Genomic DNA, 18,549 nt, shown 5'->3' on the forward strand with positions numbered 1-18,549 from the left:
GCGCGGCCTGGGTGACTTAAAATAAATTTTTATTTCAGCTCAGGCGGTTACGCTTACATGCCGCAGAACGGGTCGTGTTGTTCGAGCCAGCCTGCAATCTCCGCCGGAGGGATCGGGCGGGAGCAGAAGTAACCCTGAATCTCATCGCAGCCAAAGGTTTTCAGCAGGCGCGCCGTGTCGGCATCTTCCACCCCCTCCGCCAGTACCAGATAATCCAGCTCCTTGAGCATCACGATGACGTTGCGGGCAATGACCCGGCTGCCGGTATCGCGGGTGATCTGGCTTATCAACGTGCGGTCGAGTTTGATGATGTCGATGGGAATGCGCCGCAGGTAATTGATATTGCTGTAGCCCGCGCCGAAGTCATCAAGCAGGATTTTAAAACCGCGCAGCTTAAGCATATCCAGCTCCTGCAACGCCGTTGCACTCTCCAGCACTTTTTCGGTTTCCAGGCACTCAATGCGCAAATCCGCTGGCGTCAGCCCGGCGGCCAGCACTTTTGCTTCCAGCGCGTCGGCAAATCCAGGGGCCGAGAAGTCGCTGACCGTTACGTTAATCGAGACCGGAAGCATAATCCCCACGCTGCGCCAGCAGATGAGTTGCCGCAGCACTTCGGCGGTCACCCAGTCAGTAATCGCCGTCATCAGGCTGGTACGTTCGGCGAGGGCAACGATTTTTGACGGCGGAATATCGCCCATCTGCGGGTGGGTCCAGCGTAACAGGGCTTCCAGCCCGACGGTGCGACCGTCATGCAGCGATACCTTCGGCTGGTAGACCAGATAAAGCTCGCCGCCATTTTTTACCGCTTCGCCGAGATCGTACAGCAGGCGGAAGTCATCATTACGCTTGCCGTCCAGCACCGCATCGAACGCCTGAACGGTGTTCCCCTGACGAATTGCTTCATGCAGGGCGCTCACCGCCTGACGGAACACCTCCTGGCCGGAATCCTGGTTAGGAATAAAACTGGCGTAACCGGCATGCGTGCGCAGCGGGATTTCGGTATCACCGGCAATTTTTGCCCGGGTAGGCGGCAGGGCGAGGGTACGTTTGATCAGGGTACGTGCCAGCTTGTTGTTCACCAGCAGGGCGTAGCGCTCCGCTGCAAAGGCATACAGCGGCACATCCGGTGTAAGGCGCAGGCGCATACGCAGCAGCGGCCCGAAGTTGCGCAGCAGTTTCTCCACCGCCGCCAGCCCGAGATAGCGCGACAACTCGTAGGCGCGGGTAATGTCGATGCAGTCGAAGATCATCATCACCAGCGGTTCATCCACTCCTGCGAAAGAGAGACGATCCATCTCTTTGAGCAGCGTCTGCCGATTCGGCAGCCCGGTCAGCGCATCAATGCGGCCCACCGAGTACCAGGTATCAAGCCAGGCGCTGGCGAGGCCAGCCAGCTGAATAAACTGCGCGATCCGTTCGGGTGAAGGCATCACCGGGGAGGCGTGGCTGACGCACAGGGTACCGAGCGCCAGGCCGTCGCGGGTGGTCAGCGGCGCAGCAGCATAGAAAATCACCACCCCGCGCTGGACCAGCGGATGATCGATAAAGCGCTCGTCAAGGCGGGTATCCTGGCAGATCACCGGCTCGCAGGTCAGCACCGAATACTGGCACATCGCCTCATCCACCGGCATTTTTTCCAGCAGATGCGGTACGTTCTCCGCAAACTTAATGTACTGGAAATTATTGTCGAAGACGGTGACGAAACACCCCTCCACACCCATGATGCTTTTTGCCAGACGGGCAAATTCCCCCAGCGTGCGATCGCGGGTGCCGTCTTCCTGGCGCAACAGCTCTACGGCTGCCAGTTTTTTACTTTGATGCTTGTTCAACCCGGAGAACATAGAGGGTTCCTGCCAGAAAAAAGGCGTATTCAGAGTCAAAAGCGGCAATGCGCTCAGTCGTCATCGCCGTAATAGAGTTTACCCAGTTTGATCAGCGACCGACCCTGGGATTTTCGGTGCAGATTGCTGTCACGCAGCGAATAAACGCAGCCGCAGTACTCCTGCTGATAAAAACGTTCGCGCTTGCTGATCTCAATCATGCGCGAGGAGCCGCCCTGTTTGCGCCAGTTATAGTCCCAGTAAACCATGCCCTCATAAGGCGCTGCTGCACGCTGGCCGCAGTCATTAATCTGCTGCATGTTTTTCCAGCGTGAAATACCCAGCGAGCTACTGATCACGCGAAAACCGTGTTCGTGGGCATACAGCGCGGTGCGCTCGAAACGCATATCGAAGCACATGGTGCAGCGCACGCCGCGCTCAGGCTCCCACTCCATCCCTTTTGCCCGCTCAAACCAGTTATCGGTGTCGTAATCCGCATCGACAAAGGGCACGCCGTGTTTCTCGGCAAAGCGAATATTTTCCTCTTTGCGCAGCAGATACTCTTTTTCCGGGTGAATATTGGGATTGTAGAAAAAGATGGTGTAGTCGATACCAGAGGCGTGCAGTGCCTCCATCACTTCACCGGAGCAGGGTGCGCAGCAGGAGTGCAACAGGAGTTTTGGTGCGTTGTTCGGCAGCTGAAGCTGCGGGCGTTTTACGTCAGTCATCATCTCAGTTCAGTCGGTTTGCTTAACAATTATTATTGACCTTACCAGGAAAAAAGGGGCCTGGTAAGGCTTTAATTTATGGCCTGAGGCGTAAAGCGCGGTGAAGCATAAATGATCGTGTTGTTTAAGCGCCGTTAAGAATCACGATGCTAGCGTAGGTACGCGATCCGTTATGCGCCAGGAAAATGCGCATAGCGATAAAAGATAAAACAGTCTATCCATGCAAGCATTGCCGCCGGTTACCCTGGCGGTTTTTTTTGCCCGTCATCCCGCTCAGAAGGCATCAGCCGACATCTTCCAGCGCGTCGTTGTACAGCGTAGACGGGAAGGTGCTAAGCGACTGAAACGCCCGGCCCGCGAAAAACAGCGGCATGCCCTCGCTCTGCCACTGCTGAAGCTGGACCTCCTGGAGCGGCGTCAGGGGGAGATCGCTGTAGAGCATGTAGTGCTCAGCGACGAACATCTTCAGCTCCGGATGCTGTACCGCCTCGCACAGCACCTCAATGCGAAAGCCTTCGCTGGAAGAGCGTAACGCTTCCAGCCATACCGCCAGCGGATCGTTCATATTCAGCGGAATGATGACCAGCGAGGCCGCGGGGCGCTTGCGCATCGTCTGTAGCACCCAGGTGATATACTCCAGCACCAGCGTATCAAACCGCACCCGGCGCGTGTTCTGGGTAGCATTCTGGCCTTGCTGCAACCACAGACGCAGCGGGGCGATGATATTGTCTACCATCAAGCCTGCGGGCAACTCCCGCCCCAGACGGCGCAGCAGCGCCCGTAGCTTATCGCTGGTTGGCTTCTCCAGCGCCGACAGGAGGCTCTCCTGATACAGCGCCCACTGGCTGTTCAGGGTGGCGTGTTCACCCTTCACCAGCTTCGTGATTTCCGTGAGCGGGATACCGCGTTCCAGCCACTTCACGATCATCTGCGTACGCATCAGGTGGCTGTAATCATAGAAGCGCCGCCCGTTACCATCGCGCGCCGGTTTCAGCAGGCCGTAACGTTGCCAGGTGCGGAGGTTAGGTATACTTACACCGCACTGATCGGAAAGCATTTCGATAGTAAACTGGGCCATGTATTTCCTGACGAAGGTAAACGGGCGGTGGAAGTTCGGGCCTCAGTACGAGGAGGAGCAGCGACTGCGTGGCATAAAAATACCGGGAACGTTCCTCACTTGCTAATAGTTTCGCAAAATAACTACATTTATTAATAGCCTGCTTTCATTCGCAATCATGACGCCTTTTATCCGCCTGGCGCTGACCACCAACATGAAGAAAATTCATGGATGATGAATTTTCTTCGTTTGGCGAATCATCGTGTGCATGGCATTCTTTGGACATATAGCCATCCAGAAGTCTAAAATTCAGACTGTGAATTATCACCCTGCTAAATTACTGCGCAGGGCAGGAGAGAGAAGAATGCAACGACAGCACGCCCCGTTCCGCGCCGACGTAGTCGGCAGCTTTTTACGCCCGGATACCATCAAAGCGGCGCGTCAGCAGTTTGCGCGCGGCGAAATCGATGCCGCTGCGCTGCGCCAGATTGAGAACGATGAGATCCGCCACGTGGTGGAGCAGCAGTGCAACTGCGGTCTGCATGTGGTGACAGACGGTGAGTTCCGCCGCGCCTGGTGGCACTTCGATTTCTTTGACGGCCTGCAGGGCGTTGAGCGCTACGATTCACAGCAGGGGATTCAGTTCAACGGCGTGCAGACCAAAGCGCACGGCGTGCGCGTCGTCGGTAAGCTCGGCTTCGGCGATCATCCGATGCTGGAAGATTTCAAATTCCTGAAGAGCATCAGCGGTAACGCCGAGCCGAAAATGACCATTCCCAGCCCGAGCGTGCTGCACTTCCGCGGCGGTCGCAAGGATATCGATGCCAGCGTATATCCGGATCTTGATGTGTATTTCGACGATCTCGCCACCACCTGGCGCGATGCGATTCACGCCTTCTATAACGCCGGCTGCCGCTATCTGCAGCTCGACGATACCGTCTGGGCGTACCTGTGCTCCGATGATCAGCGCCGCCAGATCCGCGAACGCGGTGACGACCCGGACCAGCTGGCGCGCACTTACGCTCGCGTGCTGAACAAGGCGCTGGAGGGCAAACCCGCCGATCTGACCATCGGGCTGCACGTCTGCCGCGGCAACTTCCGCTCCACCTGGATCTCTGAAGGCGGCTACGAGCCGGTAGCGGAAGTGCTGTTCGGCAGCGTCAACGTGGATGCCTTCTTTCTTGAATACGATAATGACCGCTCCGGCGATTTCGCGCCGCTGCGCTTTATCCGTCCGGGTCATCAGCAGGTGGTACTGGGCCTGATCACCACCAAAAACGGCGAGCTGGAAAATCCGGAAGGGGTGAAAGCGCGTCTGCAGGAAGCGGCGAAGTATGTCGATCTCAAGCAGATCTGCCTGAGCCCGCAGTGTGGATTTGCCTCTACCGAAGAGGGCAACACCCTGACGCCGGAACAGCAGTGGGACAAGGTGCGCCTCGTCACCCGCATCGCAGAGCAGGTGTGGTAAGCCAGCGCGCGTAACCGGCAGGAACTAAAAAGGGATGCACAGTGTGCATCCCTTTTTTAATGGCGCGGTTCCGCCACAGGCGCGTGTTACAGGCTCGCCATATCGATTACGAAGCGATAGCGCACGTCGCTTTTCAGCACGCGCTCGTAGGCTTCGTTGATCTGGTCGATGTTAATCATCTCGATTTCAGACACGATGTTGTGTTCGCCGCAGAAATCGAGCATCTCCTGGGTTTCTTTGATAGAGCCAATCATCGAACCGGAAATGGTACGACGGGCGCTGACCAGCGGCATGGCGGAGATCGGGATCTGCTGCTCCGGAATACCCAGCACCACAAAAGTACCGTCCGGCTTCAGCAGCTGCAGGTAGGCGTTCCAGTCGATGTTAGCCGATACGGTGCAGATGATCAGATCGAAGTGGTTCTGCAGCTTCTCAAAGGTTTCTGCATCTTTGGTGGCGTAGTAGTGATCGGCTCCAAGACGCAAGCCGTCCTCCTTTTTGGACAGCGACTGGCTCAGCACAGTGATTTCCGCCCCCAGCGCGTGACCAAGCTTAACACCCATATGACCCAGACCACCCATACCGACAATCGCCACCTTCTTGCCCGGACCGGCGTTCCAGCGTTTCAGCGGCGACCACAGGGTGATACCCGCGCACAGCAGCGGGGCGGTGGCATTCAGTTCCAGATTATCCGGTACGCGCAGCACATAGCCCTCTTTTACCACGATATGGTCAGAGTAGCCGCCGTAGGTGGGCTTGTCGGTGCCCACTTCCGGGCTGTTGTAGGTCATCACCAGACCCGGCAGATACTGCTCGATATCTTCGTCGCGATGCCCGCAGGTGGTGCAGGAGTCGACGAAGCAGCCGATACCCACTTTGTCGCCCGGCTTAAATTTCGTCACCTTCGCACCCACCGATTTCACGATGCCGACGATCTCATGACCCGGCACCATCGGATAGGTCGCGCCGCCCCACTCATTGCGCACCATGTGGATATCGGAGTGACAGACGCCGCAATATTTAATATCGATCACCACATCGTCTTCACGTGCCTCGCGGCGCTCAAAAGAGAAGGGACCGAGGGGCGTTGTAGCCGCGAAGGCGGCATAACCTTTAGCTTGAGACATTGTCATTATCCTGTCGTGATAGCGGGAATAAGATTCAGGACAACTATAGTACATGCCTGCACCTCTCCCCGCCGGGTAATGACCGGTTGAGCGCACAAGTTGCCAATAAATATAAGCTAATCGCCTCATAAATAACCGATGCATGCATTTTTATTATCCTTGCTGCACATAAATAACGCAGCGCGCACCATAATTGCCCGCAAAGCCTCACCCCCGTCTAGAAATTAACGGCAAATAATGCAGCGGTTTCTTTCATCTGTTTGAAAAATATAACTTAATTAATTCTGGCACTCTGTTTGCTACAGGTATCCCAACTTGTATACCAGAAAGGATGCCAGCGCATGACACTCACATGGTCTTTATTTCAGGGATATACCCTTACGCAATGGCGGGAATATTACGCCGCGCAGCCTGAGCGTATCAGCGATATTTTCGATGCCTTTACCCGCGAGCAAAATAATGACGACTGCGCCTGGATATGTCGCGCCGATAACGCTGCGCTGAGTGCGCAAATAACCGCTCTGCAGACGGCGTTACGTCAGGGCGAAAAGACGCTGGCTGACTTTCCGCTCTACGGCGTTCCCTTCGCCGTGAAGGACAATATCGATGTCGCGGGGATGCCGACCACCGCCGCCTGTCCGGCCTTTCGCTATCTGCCCGACCACGACGCCACTGTGGTGGCGCGCCTGAAAGCCGCCGGGGCGATTGTGGTGGGAAAAACCAATCTCGATCAGTTCGCTACCGGGCTGGTGGGCACGCGTTCTCCCTACGGCGCCGTGCCTAACACCTTCAACCCGGACTATGTCAGCGGCGGGTCAAGCTCAGGTTCGGCGTCTGTGGTAGCTCGCGGGCTGGTGGCGTTTGCGCTGGGCACCGACACCGCCGGTTCCGGGCGCGTTCCCGCCGGGTTCAACAATATTATCGGCCTCAAGCCGACCAAAGGCTGGCTCTCCACCCGGGGCGTAGTGCCTGCCTGTCGGCTCAATGACTGCGTGTCGATCTTCGCCCTGACGGTGGCCGATGCCTGGTCCGTGGCGACGCTTGCCGGGGGCTATGACGCCGCCGACCCCTATTCGCGTCAGCATCCGCACACCGCCCCGGCGCGCTTCACGGATGCGCCACGCATCGCGGTGCCGGACCGGCTGGAATTCTTCGGTGACGCGCAGAGCGAGGCCGCCTTCAGCCGTAGCCTGGCGCAGCTTGAAGCGATGGGCGCCACGCTTGAGCATATCGATTTCAGCGCCTTCAGCGAGCTGGCGGCCCAGCTCTATTCCGGTGCCTGGGTGGCGGAGCGCACCGTGGCCGTGGGGAAAATGCTGGCCCGCGACCCTGACGAAATGGACCCGACGGTGCGCGGAATTGTTGCCGGCGGGCTGAACTACAGCGCCTGCGACGCCTGGCAGGCGGAATACACCCGCGCCGGGCTGGCGCGCCGCATCCAGCAGCAGCTGGCCCGGTATGACGCGCTGGTGGTGCCGACATCGCCCACCATCCGCACCCTGCATGAGATGGCGCAGGAGCCGGTGCGTTACAACTCGCAGTTTGGCACCTACACCAACTTCACCAACCTCGCCGATCTCAGCGCCCTGGCGCTGCCCGCGGGCTTCCGTGCCGACGGCCTGCCGTTCGGGATCACGCTTATCGCCCCGGCCTGGCACGATCTGGCGCTGAGCGCGTTTGGCGTGCGCTGGCAGCAGGCGCAGAGCCTTCCGCCCGGCGCCACGGAGAAACCGCTGGCCCCACAGACGCGCCCGGAGATCGGAAAGGATCACGTGCGCGTCGCGGTGGTGGGGGCGCACCTGCGCGGCCAGCCTTTGAATCACCAGCTGACGACGCGCGATGCGCGCTTCGTCTGCGAAACCACCACCGGCGACGGGTACCGCCTGTATGCCCTCGCTAATACCACGCCGCCAAAGCCGGGTCTGGTGCGCAGCGACGAGGGGCAGCCCATCGCGCTGGAGCTGTGGGACATTCCGCTGGCGCGCTTTGGCGAGTTCGTCGCCGAAATCCCGGCCCCGCTCGGCATCGGCACGCTTGAGCTGGCCGACGGTAGCAGCGTGAAGGGCTTCATCTGTGAACCGCAGGCGCTTAACCACGCCACCGACATTACATCCTGGGGCGGCTGGAAAGCCTGGCTTGCCCGCCACCACCGTGCCTGAGGAGCCACCATGTTCAGTAAAGTGTTAATTGCCAACCGCGGCGAAATCGCCTGTCGCGCCATTCGCACCCTGGATGCCCTGGGAATTGCCAGCGTTGCGATCTACTCCGATGCCGACCGCAATGCCCCGCACGTCACCGCGGCCAGTGAAGCCATTGCCCTCGGCGGAGACAGCGCAGCGCAGACCTATCTCGATATCGATAAAATCCTCAGCGCTGCCGCCCGCAGCGGCGCGCAGGCGATCTTCCCCGGCTACGGTTTTCTCTCCGAACGCGCCGAGTTCGCTGAGGCCTGCGAGGCGGCGGGGATCGTCTTTATCGGCCCGACCGCACAGCAGATAGCCGATTTTGGCCTTAAGCACCGCGCTCGTGCGCTGGCCGCCGAAGCGGGCGTGCCGATGACGCCGGGCACCGGTCTGCTCACCAGCCTGGCAGAAGCCCAGCTGGCGGCGGCGGAGATGGGGTTTCCGGTCATGCTGAAAACCACGGCGGGGGGCGGCGGCATCGGCCTGACGCGCTGTGACACCCCGGCGGCGCTGAACGAGGCCTGGAGCAGCGTTAAGCGGCTGGGGGCGCAGTTCTTCAGCGATGACGGCGTGTTCCTTGAGCGTTTTGTAGACCGCGCCCGCCACCTTGAAGTGCAGATCTTTGGTGACGGCAACGGCACCGTGGTCGCCCTGGGCGAGCGCGACTGCACGCTCCAGCGCCGCAATCAGAAAGTGGTGGAGGAGACCCCGGCACCGAACCTGCCGCAGGCGACCCGTGAGGCGCTGCACCGCGCGGCGGTGGCGCTCGGCGAGTCGGTTAACTATCGCAGCGCGGGGACCGTGGAGTTTATCTACGATCCGCTGCAGGACCGCTTCTTCTTCCTGGAAGTGAACACCCGGCTGCAGGTTGAGCATCCGGTCACCGAGATGGTCACCGGCGTCGATCTGGTGGCCTGTATGGTCAACGTCGCCGCAGGCGTAACCCCGGACTGGACGCGGCTGCGTCAGGCACCGCAGGGCGCCGCGATTGAGGTACGCCTGTATGCCGAAGATCCGATCCGGCAGTTCCAGCCCAGCCCCGGTGTGCTGACCGAGGTGGCATTCCCGCCCGACGTGCGCGTTGACGGCTGGGTCAGCACCGGCACGGAAGTCAGCGGTTTCTACGATCCGATGATCGCCAAAATTATCGTCCGGGGTGAAACCCGCCAGCAGGCGCTGGATAAGCTTGATGCCGCGCTGGCCGCGACGCGTCTGCACGGCATTGCCACCAACCTGGATTATCTGCGCCAGATCGTGCGCCTCGATGAGTTCCGCGCCGGGGTGATGTGGACCCGTCTGCTGGATGAGGTGACCTGGCAGGCTCATGCCATTGAGGTGCTGGAGCCGGGCACCTGGAGCAGCGTGCAGGATTATCCGGGCCGCACCGGCTACTGGGATGTCGGCGTGCCGCCCTCCGGGCCAATGGATGATTTTGCTTTCCGGCTGGCTAACCGCATCGTCGGTAACCACCCGGACGCCGCCGGACTGGAATTCACGCTGCAGGGACCGACGCTGCGTTTTCATACTGATGCCACCGTGGCGCTGACCGGAGCAAACTGCCCGGCGGATCTTGATGGCACGCCGGTGCCGTACTGGCAGCCGGTGATCGTGAAAGCCGGGCAGATCCTGACCCTGGGGCGTGCCACCACCGGGTGCCGCACCTGCCTTGCGGTGCGCAACGGCATTGATGTGCCGGTCTATCTCGGCAGCCGCGCCACCTTCGCCCTCGGGCAGTTTGGCGGTCAGAGCGGGCGCACGCTGCGTCCGGGCGACGTGCTGGCTATCTCCCAGCCGGCGCTGCCGGCCTGTACCACGCCGGCCCCCATTGCACTACCGCAAGCCCCGGAGCCGGCGCTGATCCCGACCTACGGCGAGGTATGGGACATCGGGGTGCTCTACGGGCCGCACGGCGCACCGGACTTTTTCACCCCGGAATCGATGGCGACCTTCTTCGATGCCGAGTGGCAGGTGCACTACAACTCCAACCGCCTCGGCGTGCGGCTGGTCGGCCCGAAACCGGAATGGACTCGCGCCGACGGCGGCGAGGCCGGGCTGCATCCCTCCAACGTTCACGACTGCGAGTATGCCATTGGGGCGATCAACTTTACCGGCGACTTTCCGGTGATCCTGACCCGCGACGGGCCGAGCCTTGGCGGCTTTGTTTGTCCGGTAACCATCGCGAAGGCGGAGCTGTGGAAAGTGGGCCAGGTGAAGCCGGGGGATCGCATCCGTTTCCACGCCATTACCTTTGAGCACGCCCAGTCGCTGGAAATTGCCCAGCAGGTAGCGGTGACCAACCTGTGCGCGGTGGCAACGCTGCCGGATGTGCACCCGTCAATCCTGCCCGCCGCTACCTCCAGCGCCGCTATCCTCGCGGAGCGCCCGGCGCAGGGGAATATCCCGGCGGTGGTCTGGCGTCAGGCCGGGGACAACTACGTGCTGATTGAGTACGGCGAGAACGTGATGGATCTGGCGCTGCGCCTGCGGGTGCATCTGCTGATGGAGGCTATTCGCGGCCTGAAGGAGCCGGGCATCGCCGAGCTGTCGCCGGGGGTGCGCTCGTTACAGGTGCGCTATGACAGCCAGCTGATTTCCCAGCGCCAGCTGCTGGCGCTGCTGGTGGAAATTGACGGCAGCCTCGGTGACGTCAGCGAACTGAAAGTGCCGTCGCGCGTGGTCTGGCTGCCGATGGCGTTTGAAGACAGCGCCACGCTGGCGGCGGTGGATCGCTACCAGCAGACGGTGCGCAGCGACGCGCCGTGGCTGCCGAACAACGTCGATTTCATCTGCCGCGCCAACGGGCTGGAAAGCCGTGAAGAGGTGGAGCGCATTCTGTTTGATGCCAGCTACCTGATCCTCGGGCTGGGTGACGTCTATCTCGGTGCACCCTGTGCTGTGCCGGTAGACCCGCGTCATCGCCTGCTCAGTTCCAAGTACAACCCGGCGCGCACCTGGACGGCTGAAGGCACGGTGGGCATTGGCGGGATGTACATGTGCATCTACGGCATGGACTCGCCGGGCGGTTATCAGCTGGTGGGGCGCACGCTGCCGATCTGGAACAAATTCCTGAAAAACGCCCAGTTTGGCGACGAGCCCTGGCTGCTGAAGTTCTTCGACCAGGTGCGTTTCTATCCGGTAACCGAAGCGGAACTCACCGACTTCCGGGAGGCATTCCGCGAAGGGCGAGCGCCGATCCGCATCGAAGAGGGCGAGTTTGATTTTGCGCACTACCGGCGCTTCCTGGAGGAAAACGCAGCGGATATCGCCGCCTTCCGCACCCGCCAGCAGGCCGCCTTTAGCGCCGAAGTGGCGCACTGGCAGGCTCAGGAGAGCGCAGCAGTAGAAGCAGCATTCGATGCACCCCAGCACCAGGAAACCGAGCGCGAAGGCCAGCGTGTAAGCGCCGATCTTAACGGCAATATCTGGAAGATCCTCGTCGAGCCGGGACAGCGCGTGAAGCAGGGCGAACCGCTGATCGTGGTGGAAGCGATGAAGATGGAGCTGATGGTCAGCGCGCCCTGCGACGGCACGGTGTCGCATATCCATTGCCAGCAGGGGCGGACAGTGGCGCCGGGGGATGCACTGCTGTGGCTGGCGGGCGCCTGACCTGGCTTACGGGTGCCAGACCTGGCTCACTGGCCAGCTTGCGCCTGGGCTGTACTCCCGAGGGTCACGTACTGCGTGTACGTTCCCCTCGGTCCGTGCAGTCCGCACGCAATCTGCCTGCGCCGCCGACGGTCAGACGGTCATAAGGGGGCTGGCCTCGGTTTTACTCGGGTGACGGAAGGTGGGTGCGCGTTGCTTACCCACCCTACGAACTGCACCTCGTTCTCCCGTTTTGTAGGGCGGGTAAGCACCGCGCACCCGCAATGGCACACGACTCAGGAGCACCACCATGCCCGTGCAAAAACGGTTAAAGCCGCTGAACGCCGAAGGCCAGGCCGATCGCATCTACCGGCTGCTGAAGCAGGAGATCTTCGATTTCCAGCTGCTGCCCGGCGATCGCTTCAGCGAAAACGATATCGCCGCGCGGATGGCGGCCAGCCGCACGCCGGTGCGTCAGGCGCTGTATGCCCTGGAGCAGGAGGGCTATCTGGCGGTGCAGCCGCGCAGCGGCTGGCAGGTGAAGACCATCGATTTCGATTATCTGGAGGCGCTGTACGACCTGCGCGTGGTGCTGGAGTGCGAGGCGGTGAAGCGCCTGTGCGCCTTGCCTCCGGACGTTACCCCGCTGGCGCTGCAGGCCTTAAAGCAGTTCTGGATCGACGCGCCGCCGTTGCCGGAGGGCCAGAGCGTGGCGCGTCACGATGAAGCGTTCCACATGGCGCTGCTGGAGGCCGCAGGCAACCCGGAGATGGCGCGGGTGCATCGCGACGTCACCGATAAAATTCGCATCGTGCGCCGCATGGACTTCACCCAACCGGCGCGCGTAAAGGCTACGTACGCCGAGCACAGCCAGATCCTGCTCGCCATTCTCAACCGCAACCTGAAGGAGGCGCATACCCTGTTGTCCGGTCATATCGCTCAGAGTCAGCAAGAGGTTCGCAAAATAACGCTTCATATGCTGCACGAGGCGCGGCAGTCGAAGTTTCGCTAATTACACACAGCCCATTTTTCAGGAGTGAAGTTATGCATCGTCGTACCTTAATAAAAGCTTTCGCACTTTCTGCATCGGTTATCAGCATGGGGTTCGCCTTCAGCGCTCAGGCCGCCGACACCATCAAAGTGGGCATTATGCACTCGCTCTCCGGCACCATGGCGATTTCAGAGACGCCGCTCAAGGACGTGGCGTTGATGACCATCGATGAGATCAACGCCAGCGGCGGCGTGCTGGGTAAAAAGCTTGAACCGGTGGTGGTGGACCCGGCATCTAACTGGCCGCTGTTCGCTGAAAAAGCGCGCCAGCTGCTGAGCCAGGACAAGGTGGCCGCAGTGTTCGGCTGCTGGACCTCGGTATCGCGTAAATCGGTGCTGCCGGTGTTTGAGGAGCTGAACGGCCTGCTGTTCTACCCGGTGCAGTACGAGGGCGAAGAGATGTCGCCGAACGTCTTCTACACCGGCGCGGCACCGAACCAGCAGGCGATCCCGGCGGTGGAGTACCTGATGAGCGAGGATGGCGGGGAGGCGAAACGCTTCTTCCTGCTCGGCACCGACTACGTCTATCCGCGCACCACCAACAAAATCCTGCGCGCCTTCCTGCATTCGAAAGGGGTGCAGGATAAGGATATCCAGGAGGTGTATACCCCGTTCGGCTACAGCGATTACCAGACCATCGTCGCTGACATCAAGAAATTCTCCGCCGGTGGCAAAACCGCCGTGGTCTCTACCATCAACGGCGATTCCAACGTTCCCTTCTATAAAGAGCTGGCTAACCAGGGCCTGAAGGCCACTGACGTGCCGGTGGTGGCCTTCTCGGTGGGGGAAGAGGAGCTGCGAGGCATCGATGCCAAACCGCTGGTGGGTAACCTGGCGGCATGGAACTACTTCGAATCGGTGGATAACCCGACTAACGCGAAATTTGTTGCCGCCTACCGGGCCTGGGCCAAAGCGCACAAGCTGCCGAACGCCGACACCGTGGTGACTAACGACCCGATGGAAGCGACGTATGTCGGTCTGCATATGTGGGCGCAGGCCGTTGAGAAAGCGGGCACCACGGATGTGGATAAGGTGCGTGCGGCGATGGCGGGGCAAACCTTCAGTGCGCCGTCGGGCTTCACCCTGACCATGGATAAAACCAACCACCACCTGCACAAGCCGGTGATGATCGGTGAAATCGAAGGTAACGGCCAGTTCAACGTGGTGTGGCAGACCGAAGAGCCGGTGCGCGCCCAGCCGTGGAGCCCGTTTATCGCCGGGAATGACAAGAAGTCTGATGCGCCGGTGAAAACTGCCGCTAACTGACGAAAAAGCCCCTCAGGCAAGGCGCTGGCGCTGAGGGGATTTTCCATCCGCTGAATACCAGGGAGACGACCATGCAATTTCTACGCTGGCTGCTGATAGCCGCCTGGCTGCTTCCCGGCCTGGCGCGCGCCGCCGATGCCGACGCCTTCACTGCGGCGAACCGCACGCAGCAAACCGCGCTGCTGCAACACTGGGCCGCGGCACCCGATGCGGCACGTCTGCCGCTGCTGCAGGCGCTGGCGGCGGAGAGCCTGGTGGTGGATGAGGCGAAACACCCGTTTGCCCGGCACGGCGAGACGCTGACGCCGCTGGGCGACGCCGCGACGCCTTCCGGGGCGATAAAGCAGGTGCGCCTGACCAATCGCCTGCGCAACCTGACCCGTACCGCCCTCGCCACGCACCAGCTGGTGAGTGACAACGTCACGCAAAGAGTGGCCGCAGCCCGTGAACTGGGACGCGATCCGCAGCCCGAGATGCTGCCGCTGATCGAAGCCCGGCTGGCGGTGGAGCAAGATGACGATGTGCGCGATGCCCTGAATGGCGCGCTGGCGGGGCTGCAGCTCAACAGCCCGGATGCGGCGCTGCGCTTACAGGCGGTAGAGCGGCTGGGAAGCATTGCCGATCCGGAAATGCGCGCCCGGCTGGCTCCCTTCGCCGGGGCGGAACATGAACCTGATGCCAGGGTGCGCGATGCCGCCAGCCAGAGCCTGCGCAAAATCGACCAGCGCCTGATGGTGGGCGAGCTGCTGGGGCAGGCGTTTATGGGCGTTTCCCTCGGCTCGATCCTACTGCTGGCGGCTCTGGGCCTCGCCATTACCTACGGCCTGCTGGGCGTCATCAACATGGCGCACGGGGAGATGCTGATGCTGGGCGCGTACAGCGCCTGGCTGGTGCAGAGCGCCTTCATCCAGTTTGCGCCGCAGTGGCTTGCCCTCTACCCGGTGGTAGCGCTGCCGGTGGCGTTTGTTATTACCGCGGGTATTGGCATGGCGCTGGAGCGCACGGTGATCCGCCACCTGTATGGTCGTCCGCTCGAGACGCTGCTGGCGACCTGGGGGATCAGCCTGATGCTGATCCAGCTGGTGCGCATGACTTTCGGCGCGCAAAACCTCGAAGTGGCCAATCCCGGCTGGCTTTCGGGCGGGCTGCAGGTGCTGCCGAACCTGATCCTGCCGTGGAACCGGCTGGTTGTGGTCGGCTTCGTGCTGCTGGTGCTGTTCTTCACCTGGCTTATTCTCAGCCGCACCCGGCTGGGGATGCAGATCCGCGCCGTCACCCAGAATCGTTCGATGGCGGCCTGTTGCGGCGTGCCGACGGGCCGCGTCGATATGCTGGCCTTCGGGCTGGGGTCGGGCATTGCCGGGCTGGGCGGCGTGGCGCTGTCGCAGCTGGGTAACGTCGGGCCGGAACTGGGCCAGGGGTACATCATCGACTCTTTCCTGGTGGTGGTGCTGGGCGGTGTCGGGCAGCTGGCGGGCAGCGTCGCCGCGGCGTTTGGCCTTGGCATCTTCAATAAAATCCTTGAACCGCAGACCGGCGCGGTACTGGCGAAAATCGCCATTCTGGTGCTGGTGATCCTGTTTATTCAGAAACGCCCGCAGGGGCTGTTCGCACTCAAAGGGAGGGTGATGGACTGATGAGCCAGCCGCTGACGTTAACCCTGACGCGCCGCGCGCCGCGCCTGAGCCTGCTGCTCGGGTCGGTGCTGGTGGCGCTGCTGCTGATTATGCCATTTCTGGCGCTGCTTCCCGCTGCGCATCCGCTGGCGCTGTCAACCTGGACCCTGACGCTGGTGGGTAAGGTGCTCTGCTATGCCGTCGTCGCCGTAGCGCTCGACCTCGTCTGGGGCTATGCCGGGCTGCTGTCGCTGGGGCACGGCCTGTTTTTCGCCCTCGGCGGCTATGCGATGGGGATGTATCTGATGCGCCAGGCCGCCGGGGACGGGCTACCGGCGTTTATGTCGTTTCTCTCCTGGAGCGAGCTGCCATGGTACTGGTGGGGCACCCAGCATTTCGCCTGGGCAATGGTGCTGGTGGTAGCGCTGCCGGGGCTGCTCGGCCTGGTATTTGGCTGGTTTGCCTTCCGCTCGAAAATTAAAGGCGTCTACTTCTCGATCATGACCCAGGCGCTGACCTATGCCGGCATGCTGCTGTTCTTTCGCAATGAAACTGGCTTTGGCGGTAATAACGGCTTCACCGGCTTCACCACGCTGCTGGGCCAGCCGGTGACCGCGGTATCTACGCGCATCGGCCTGTTTCTGGCAACGGTGATCCTGCTGCTGGCGACACTGCTCATCGGCTTCATGCTGGCGCGCAGCAAGTTTGGCCGCATCTTGACCGCGGTGCGTGATGCGGAGAACCGGCTGATGTACTGCGGCTACGATCCGCGCGGCTTCAAGCTGCTGGTATGGACGCTGTCGGCGGTGCTGTGTGGCCTGGCCGGGGCGCTGTACGTGCCGCAGGTGGGGATCATCAACCCCGGCGAGATGTCGCCCACCAACTCTATTGAAGCCGCGATTTGGGTCGCCCTCGGCGGACGCGGCACCCTGGTTGGCCCGGTGCTCGGTGCCGGGCTGGTTAACGGAGCAAAAAGCCTGTTTACCGTGGCGATGCCGGAGTACTGGCAGCTGTTCCTCGGACTGATCTTCATTGTGGTTACGCTGTTTTTACCGCGCGGGGTGATTGGCCTGCTGCGCAGAGGAGAGAAATGATGCAGCCGTCAGAGCAACCCTTTACCCGCCAGCAGCCGAGCGACCGCTTTCGCGCCCATACCGACCCGGTGCTGCAGCTGGAAGAGATCAACGTCAGCTTCGACGGCTTTCAGGCGCTGACCAATCTGTCGATGCGCATCGGCGTGGGTGAATTACGCTGCGTAATCGGCCCCAACGGAGCCGGCAAGACCACGCTGATGGATGTCATCACCGGTAAAACCCGGCCCCAGACCGGCCGCGCCTGGTACGATCAGTCCACCGATCTTACGGCGCTCAGCCCGGCAGAGATAGCCCGGCGGGGTATCGGACGCAAGTTTCAGAAGCCGACGGTGTTTGAGGCGCTGACGGTGTTCGAGAATCTGGAGATCGCCCAGAAGGGTGACAAAACCGTGTGGGGCACGCTGCGCGCGGCCCTGAGCGGCGAACAGCGCGACCGCATCGACGAGATGCTGACGCTGCTGCGCCTGGGCGGGGAGCGGCACCGCCGCGCCGGACAGCTCTCGCACGGACAGAAACAGTTTCTGGAGATCGGCATGCTGCTGGTGCAGGAGCCGCATCTGCTGCTGCTCGATGAGCCTGCGGCCGGGATGACCGATGCCGAAACCGAGTACACCGCCGAGCTGTTTCGCACCCTCGCCGGAAAGCACTCCCTGATGGTGGTGGAGCACGATATGGGCTTTGTGGAAACCATTGCCGATCACGTGACCGTGCTGCACCAGGGGCAGGTGCTGGCCGAGGGCTCGCTGCGCGACGTGCAGGCCAATGAGCAGGTGATTGAGGTCTACCTTGGGCGCTGAAGCGCAGAGATAACGAGGAGTAACAGATGCTACAGGTCAACGAGCTTAACCAGTATTACGGCGGCAGCCACATTCTGCGCAGCGTCTCCTTTGAGGCGCGCATTGGCGAGGTCACCTGCCTGCTCGGACGCAATGGGGTGGGTAAAACCACGCTGCTGAAGTGCCTGATGGGCCTGGTGCCCGCCCGTTCCGGGAGCGTCAGCTGGCAGGATAAAACTATCACCGCGCGCAAGCCGCACCAGCGGGTGCAGGCCGGTATCGCTTACGTGCCGCAGGGGCGGGAAATTTTCCCCCGTCTGACGGTGGAAGAAAACCTGCTGATGGGCCTGGCGCGTTTCCCGGCGCGGCAGGCTCATCAGGTTCCGGACGAGATTTATCAGCTGTTCCCGGTGCTGCATGCCATGAAACACCGGCGCGGCGGCGATCTCTCCGGCGGACAGCAGCAGCAGCTCGCGATTGGCCGCGCGCTGGCGACGCAACCGCAGCTGCTGATTCTGGATGAACCCACCGAAGGTATTCAGCCTTCGGTGATCAAGGAGATCGGGGCGGTGATACGCCAGCTGGCGAACCGGGGCGATATGGCGATCCTGCTGGTGGAGCAGTTCTATGATTTCGCCGCTGAACTGGCTGACCATTATCTGGTGATGTCGCGCGGCGCAGTGATCCAGCGCGGTAGCGGGGCGGATATGGAACGCGAAGGGGTGCGGGGGCTGGTGATGATTTAACGAGTCTGACGCCTGCAGAAGCAGGCGTCAGCG

General features: G+C 61.4%; 13 protein-coding genes. 9 read left to right on the top strand and 4 right to left on the bottom strand.

Features of this window, described 5'->3' with window-relative positions; translation table 11 throughout:
- Positions 1 to 53: 53 nt before the first annotated feature.
- From KFZ77_RS08980 to KFZ77_RS08990, 3 genes are all read right to left on the bottom strand, one after another.
- Positions 54 to 1,841 carry a sensor domain-containing diguanylate cyclase gene (locus tag KFZ77_RS08980; protein ID WP_264386052.1) on the bottom strand — a complete coding sequence of 596 codons (1,788 nt, stop codon included), beginning with the start codon at positions 1,839 to 1,841 and terminating at the stop codon, positions 54 to 56.
- A gap of 53 nt (positions 1,842 to 1,894) precedes the next feature.
- Positions 1,895 to 2,548: an epoxyqueuosine reductase QueH gene (locus KFZ77_RS08985; RefSeq protein WP_031522685.1), complete on the bottom strand. Its 654-nt coding sequence runs from the start codon at positions 2,546 to 2,548 to the stop codon at positions 1,895 to 1,897.
- Between the two features lie 283 nt (positions 2,549 to 2,831).
- Positions 2,832 to 3,626 (bottom strand): MerR family transcriptional regulator, encoded by a 795-nt coding sequence (locus tag KFZ77_RS08990; RefSeq protein ID WP_264386053.1) that lies wholly within the window; start codon positions 3,624 to 3,626, stop codon positions 2,832 to 2,834.
- Between the two features lie 343 nt (positions 3,627 to 3,969).
- Between KFZ77_RS08990 and KFZ77_RS08995 the strand changes: the two genes are divergently transcribed.
- The gene (locus KFZ77_RS08995; RefSeq protein WP_031522687.1) at positions 3,970 to 5,073 is read left to right on the top strand and encodes a cobalamin-independent methionine synthase II family protein; all 1,104 of its coding nucleotides are present in this window, start codon (positions 3,970 to 3,972) and stop codon (positions 5,071 to 5,073) included.
- A gap of 86 nt (positions 5,074 to 5,159) precedes the next feature.
- Here KFZ77_RS08995 and KFZ77_RS09000 read toward each other — a convergent pair whose 3' ends face one another.
- Positions 5,160 to 6,200 (bottom strand): NAD(P)-dependent alcohol dehydrogenase, encoded by a 1,041-nt coding sequence (locus KFZ77_RS09000; protein ID WP_264386054.1) that lies wholly within the window; start codon positions 6,198 to 6,200, stop codon positions 5,160 to 5,162.
- Between the two features lie 341 nt (positions 6,201 to 6,541).
- On the opposite strand from KFZ77_RS09000, the gene atzF reads away from it, so the two are divergent.
- From atzF to urtE, 8 genes are all read left to right on the top strand, one after another.
- On the top strand, positions 6,542 to 8,359 hold the full coding sequence (gene atzF, locus KFZ77_RS09005; protein ID WP_264386055.1) for an allophanate hydrolase: 1,818 nt from the start codon (positions 6,542 to 6,544) through the stop codon (positions 8,357 to 8,359).
- 9 nt (positions 8,360 to 8,368) lie between these two features.
- Positions 8,369 to 11,989 (top strand): urea carboxylase, encoded by a 3,621-nt coding sequence (gene uca / locus KFZ77_RS09010; protein ID WP_264386056.1) that lies wholly within the window; start codon positions 8,369 to 8,371, stop codon positions 11,987 to 11,989.
- A 289-nt stretch (positions 11,990 to 12,278) separates the two neighbouring features.
- Positions 12,279 to 12,980, top strand: coding sequence for a GntR family transcriptional regulator (locus KFZ77_RS09015; protein ID WP_264386057.1), 702 nt, complete (start codon positions 12,279 to 12,281; stop codon positions 12,978 to 12,980).
- Between the two features lie 32 nt (positions 12,981 to 13,012).
- Positions 13,013 to 14,284, top strand: a complete 1,272-nt coding sequence (gene urtA, locus KFZ77_RS09020; RefSeq protein ID WP_264386058.1) for an urea ABC transporter substrate-binding protein — start codon at positions 13,013 to 13,015, stop codon at positions 14,282 to 14,284.
- A gap of 71 nt (positions 14,285 to 14,355) precedes the next feature.
- On the top strand, positions 14,356 to 15,921 hold the full coding sequence (gene urtB, locus KFZ77_RS09025) for an urea ABC transporter permease subunit UrtB (RefSeq protein WP_264386059.1): 1,566 nt from the start codon (positions 14,356 to 14,358) through the stop codon (positions 15,919 to 15,921).
- Positions 15,921 to 16,994: an urea ABC transporter permease subunit UrtC gene (gene urtC / locus KFZ77_RS09030; protein WP_031522696.1), complete on the top strand. Its 1,074-nt coding sequence runs from the start codon at positions 15,921 to 15,923 to the stop codon at positions 16,992 to 16,994. The genes urtB and urtC overlap by 1 nt, the downstream gene beginning before the upstream one ends.
- Positions 16,994 to 17,791, top strand: coding sequence for an urea ABC transporter ATP-binding protein UrtD (gene urtD / locus KFZ77_RS09035; protein ID WP_264386169.1), 798 nt, complete (start codon positions 16,994 to 16,996; stop codon positions 17,789 to 17,791). The genes urtC and urtD overlap by 1 nt, the downstream gene beginning before the upstream one ends.
- 26 nt (positions 17,792 to 17,817) lie before the next feature.
- Positions 17,818 to 18,516, top strand: a complete 699-nt coding sequence (gene urtE / locus KFZ77_RS09040; protein WP_031522700.1) for an urea ABC transporter ATP-binding subunit UrtE — start codon at positions 17,818 to 17,820, stop codon at positions 18,514 to 18,516.
- Positions 18,517 to 18,549: the final 33 nt, after the last annotated feature.

Source organism: Siccibacter colletis, assembly GCF_025914095.1.
Lineage (GTDB): Bacteria > Pseudomonadota > Gammaproteobacteria > Enterobacterales > Enterobacteriaceae > Siccibacter > Siccibacter colletis.

Excerpts from the sequence above, each read along its gene's own strand:
- KFZ77_RS08995 (WP_031522687.1), top strand. The coding sequence starts at position 3,970 with ATGCAACGACAGCACGCCCCGTTCCGCGCCGACGTAGTCGGCAGCTTT.
- urtE (WP_031522700.1), top strand. The coding sequence starts at position 17,818 with ATGCTACAGGTCAACGAGCTTAACCAGTATTACGGCGGCAGCCACATT.
- KFZ77_RS08990 (WP_264386053.1), bottom strand. The coding sequence starts at position 3,626 with ATGGCCCAGTTTACTATCGAAATGCTTTCCGATCAGTGCGGTGTAAGT.
- KFZ77_RS08985 (WP_031522685.1), bottom strand. The coding sequence starts at position 2,548 with ATGACTGACGTAAAACGCCCGCAGCTTCAGCTGCCGAACAACGCACCA.
- atzF (WP_264386055.1), top strand. The coding sequence starts at position 6,542 with ATGACACTCACATGGTCTTTATTTCAGGGATATACCCTTACGCAATGG.
- uca (WP_264386056.1), top strand. The coding sequence starts at position 8,369 with ATGTTCAGTAAAGTGTTAATTGCCAACCGCGGCGAAATCGCCTGTCGC.
- KFZ77_RS09015 (WP_264386057.1), top strand. The coding sequence starts at position 12,279 with ATGCCCGTGCAAAAACGGTTAAAGCCGCTGAACGCCGAAGGCCAGGCC.
- urtA (WP_264386058.1), top strand. The coding sequence starts at position 13,013 with ATGCATCGTCGTACCTTAATAAAAGCTTTCGCACTTTCTGCATCGGTT.
- urtD (WP_264386169.1), top strand. The coding sequence starts at position 16,994 with ATGCAGCCGTCAGAGCAACCCTTTACCCGCCAGCAGCCGAGCGACCGC.
- KFZ77_RS09000 (WP_264386054.1), bottom strand. The coding sequence starts at position 6,200 with ATGTCTCAAGCTAAAGGTTATGCCGCCTTCGCGGCTACAACGCCCCTC.
- urtB (WP_264386059.1), top strand. The coding sequence starts at position 14,356 with ATGCAATTTCTACGCTGGCTGCTGATAGCCGCCTGGCTGCTTCCCGGC.
- urtC (WP_031522696.1), top strand. The coding sequence starts at position 15,921 with ATGAGCCAGCCGCTGACGTTAACCCTGACGCGCCGCGCGCCGCGCCTG.
- KFZ77_RS08980 (WP_264386052.1), bottom strand. The coding sequence starts at position 1,841 with ATGTTCTCCGGGTTGAACAAGCATCAAAGTAAAAAACTGGCAGCCGTA.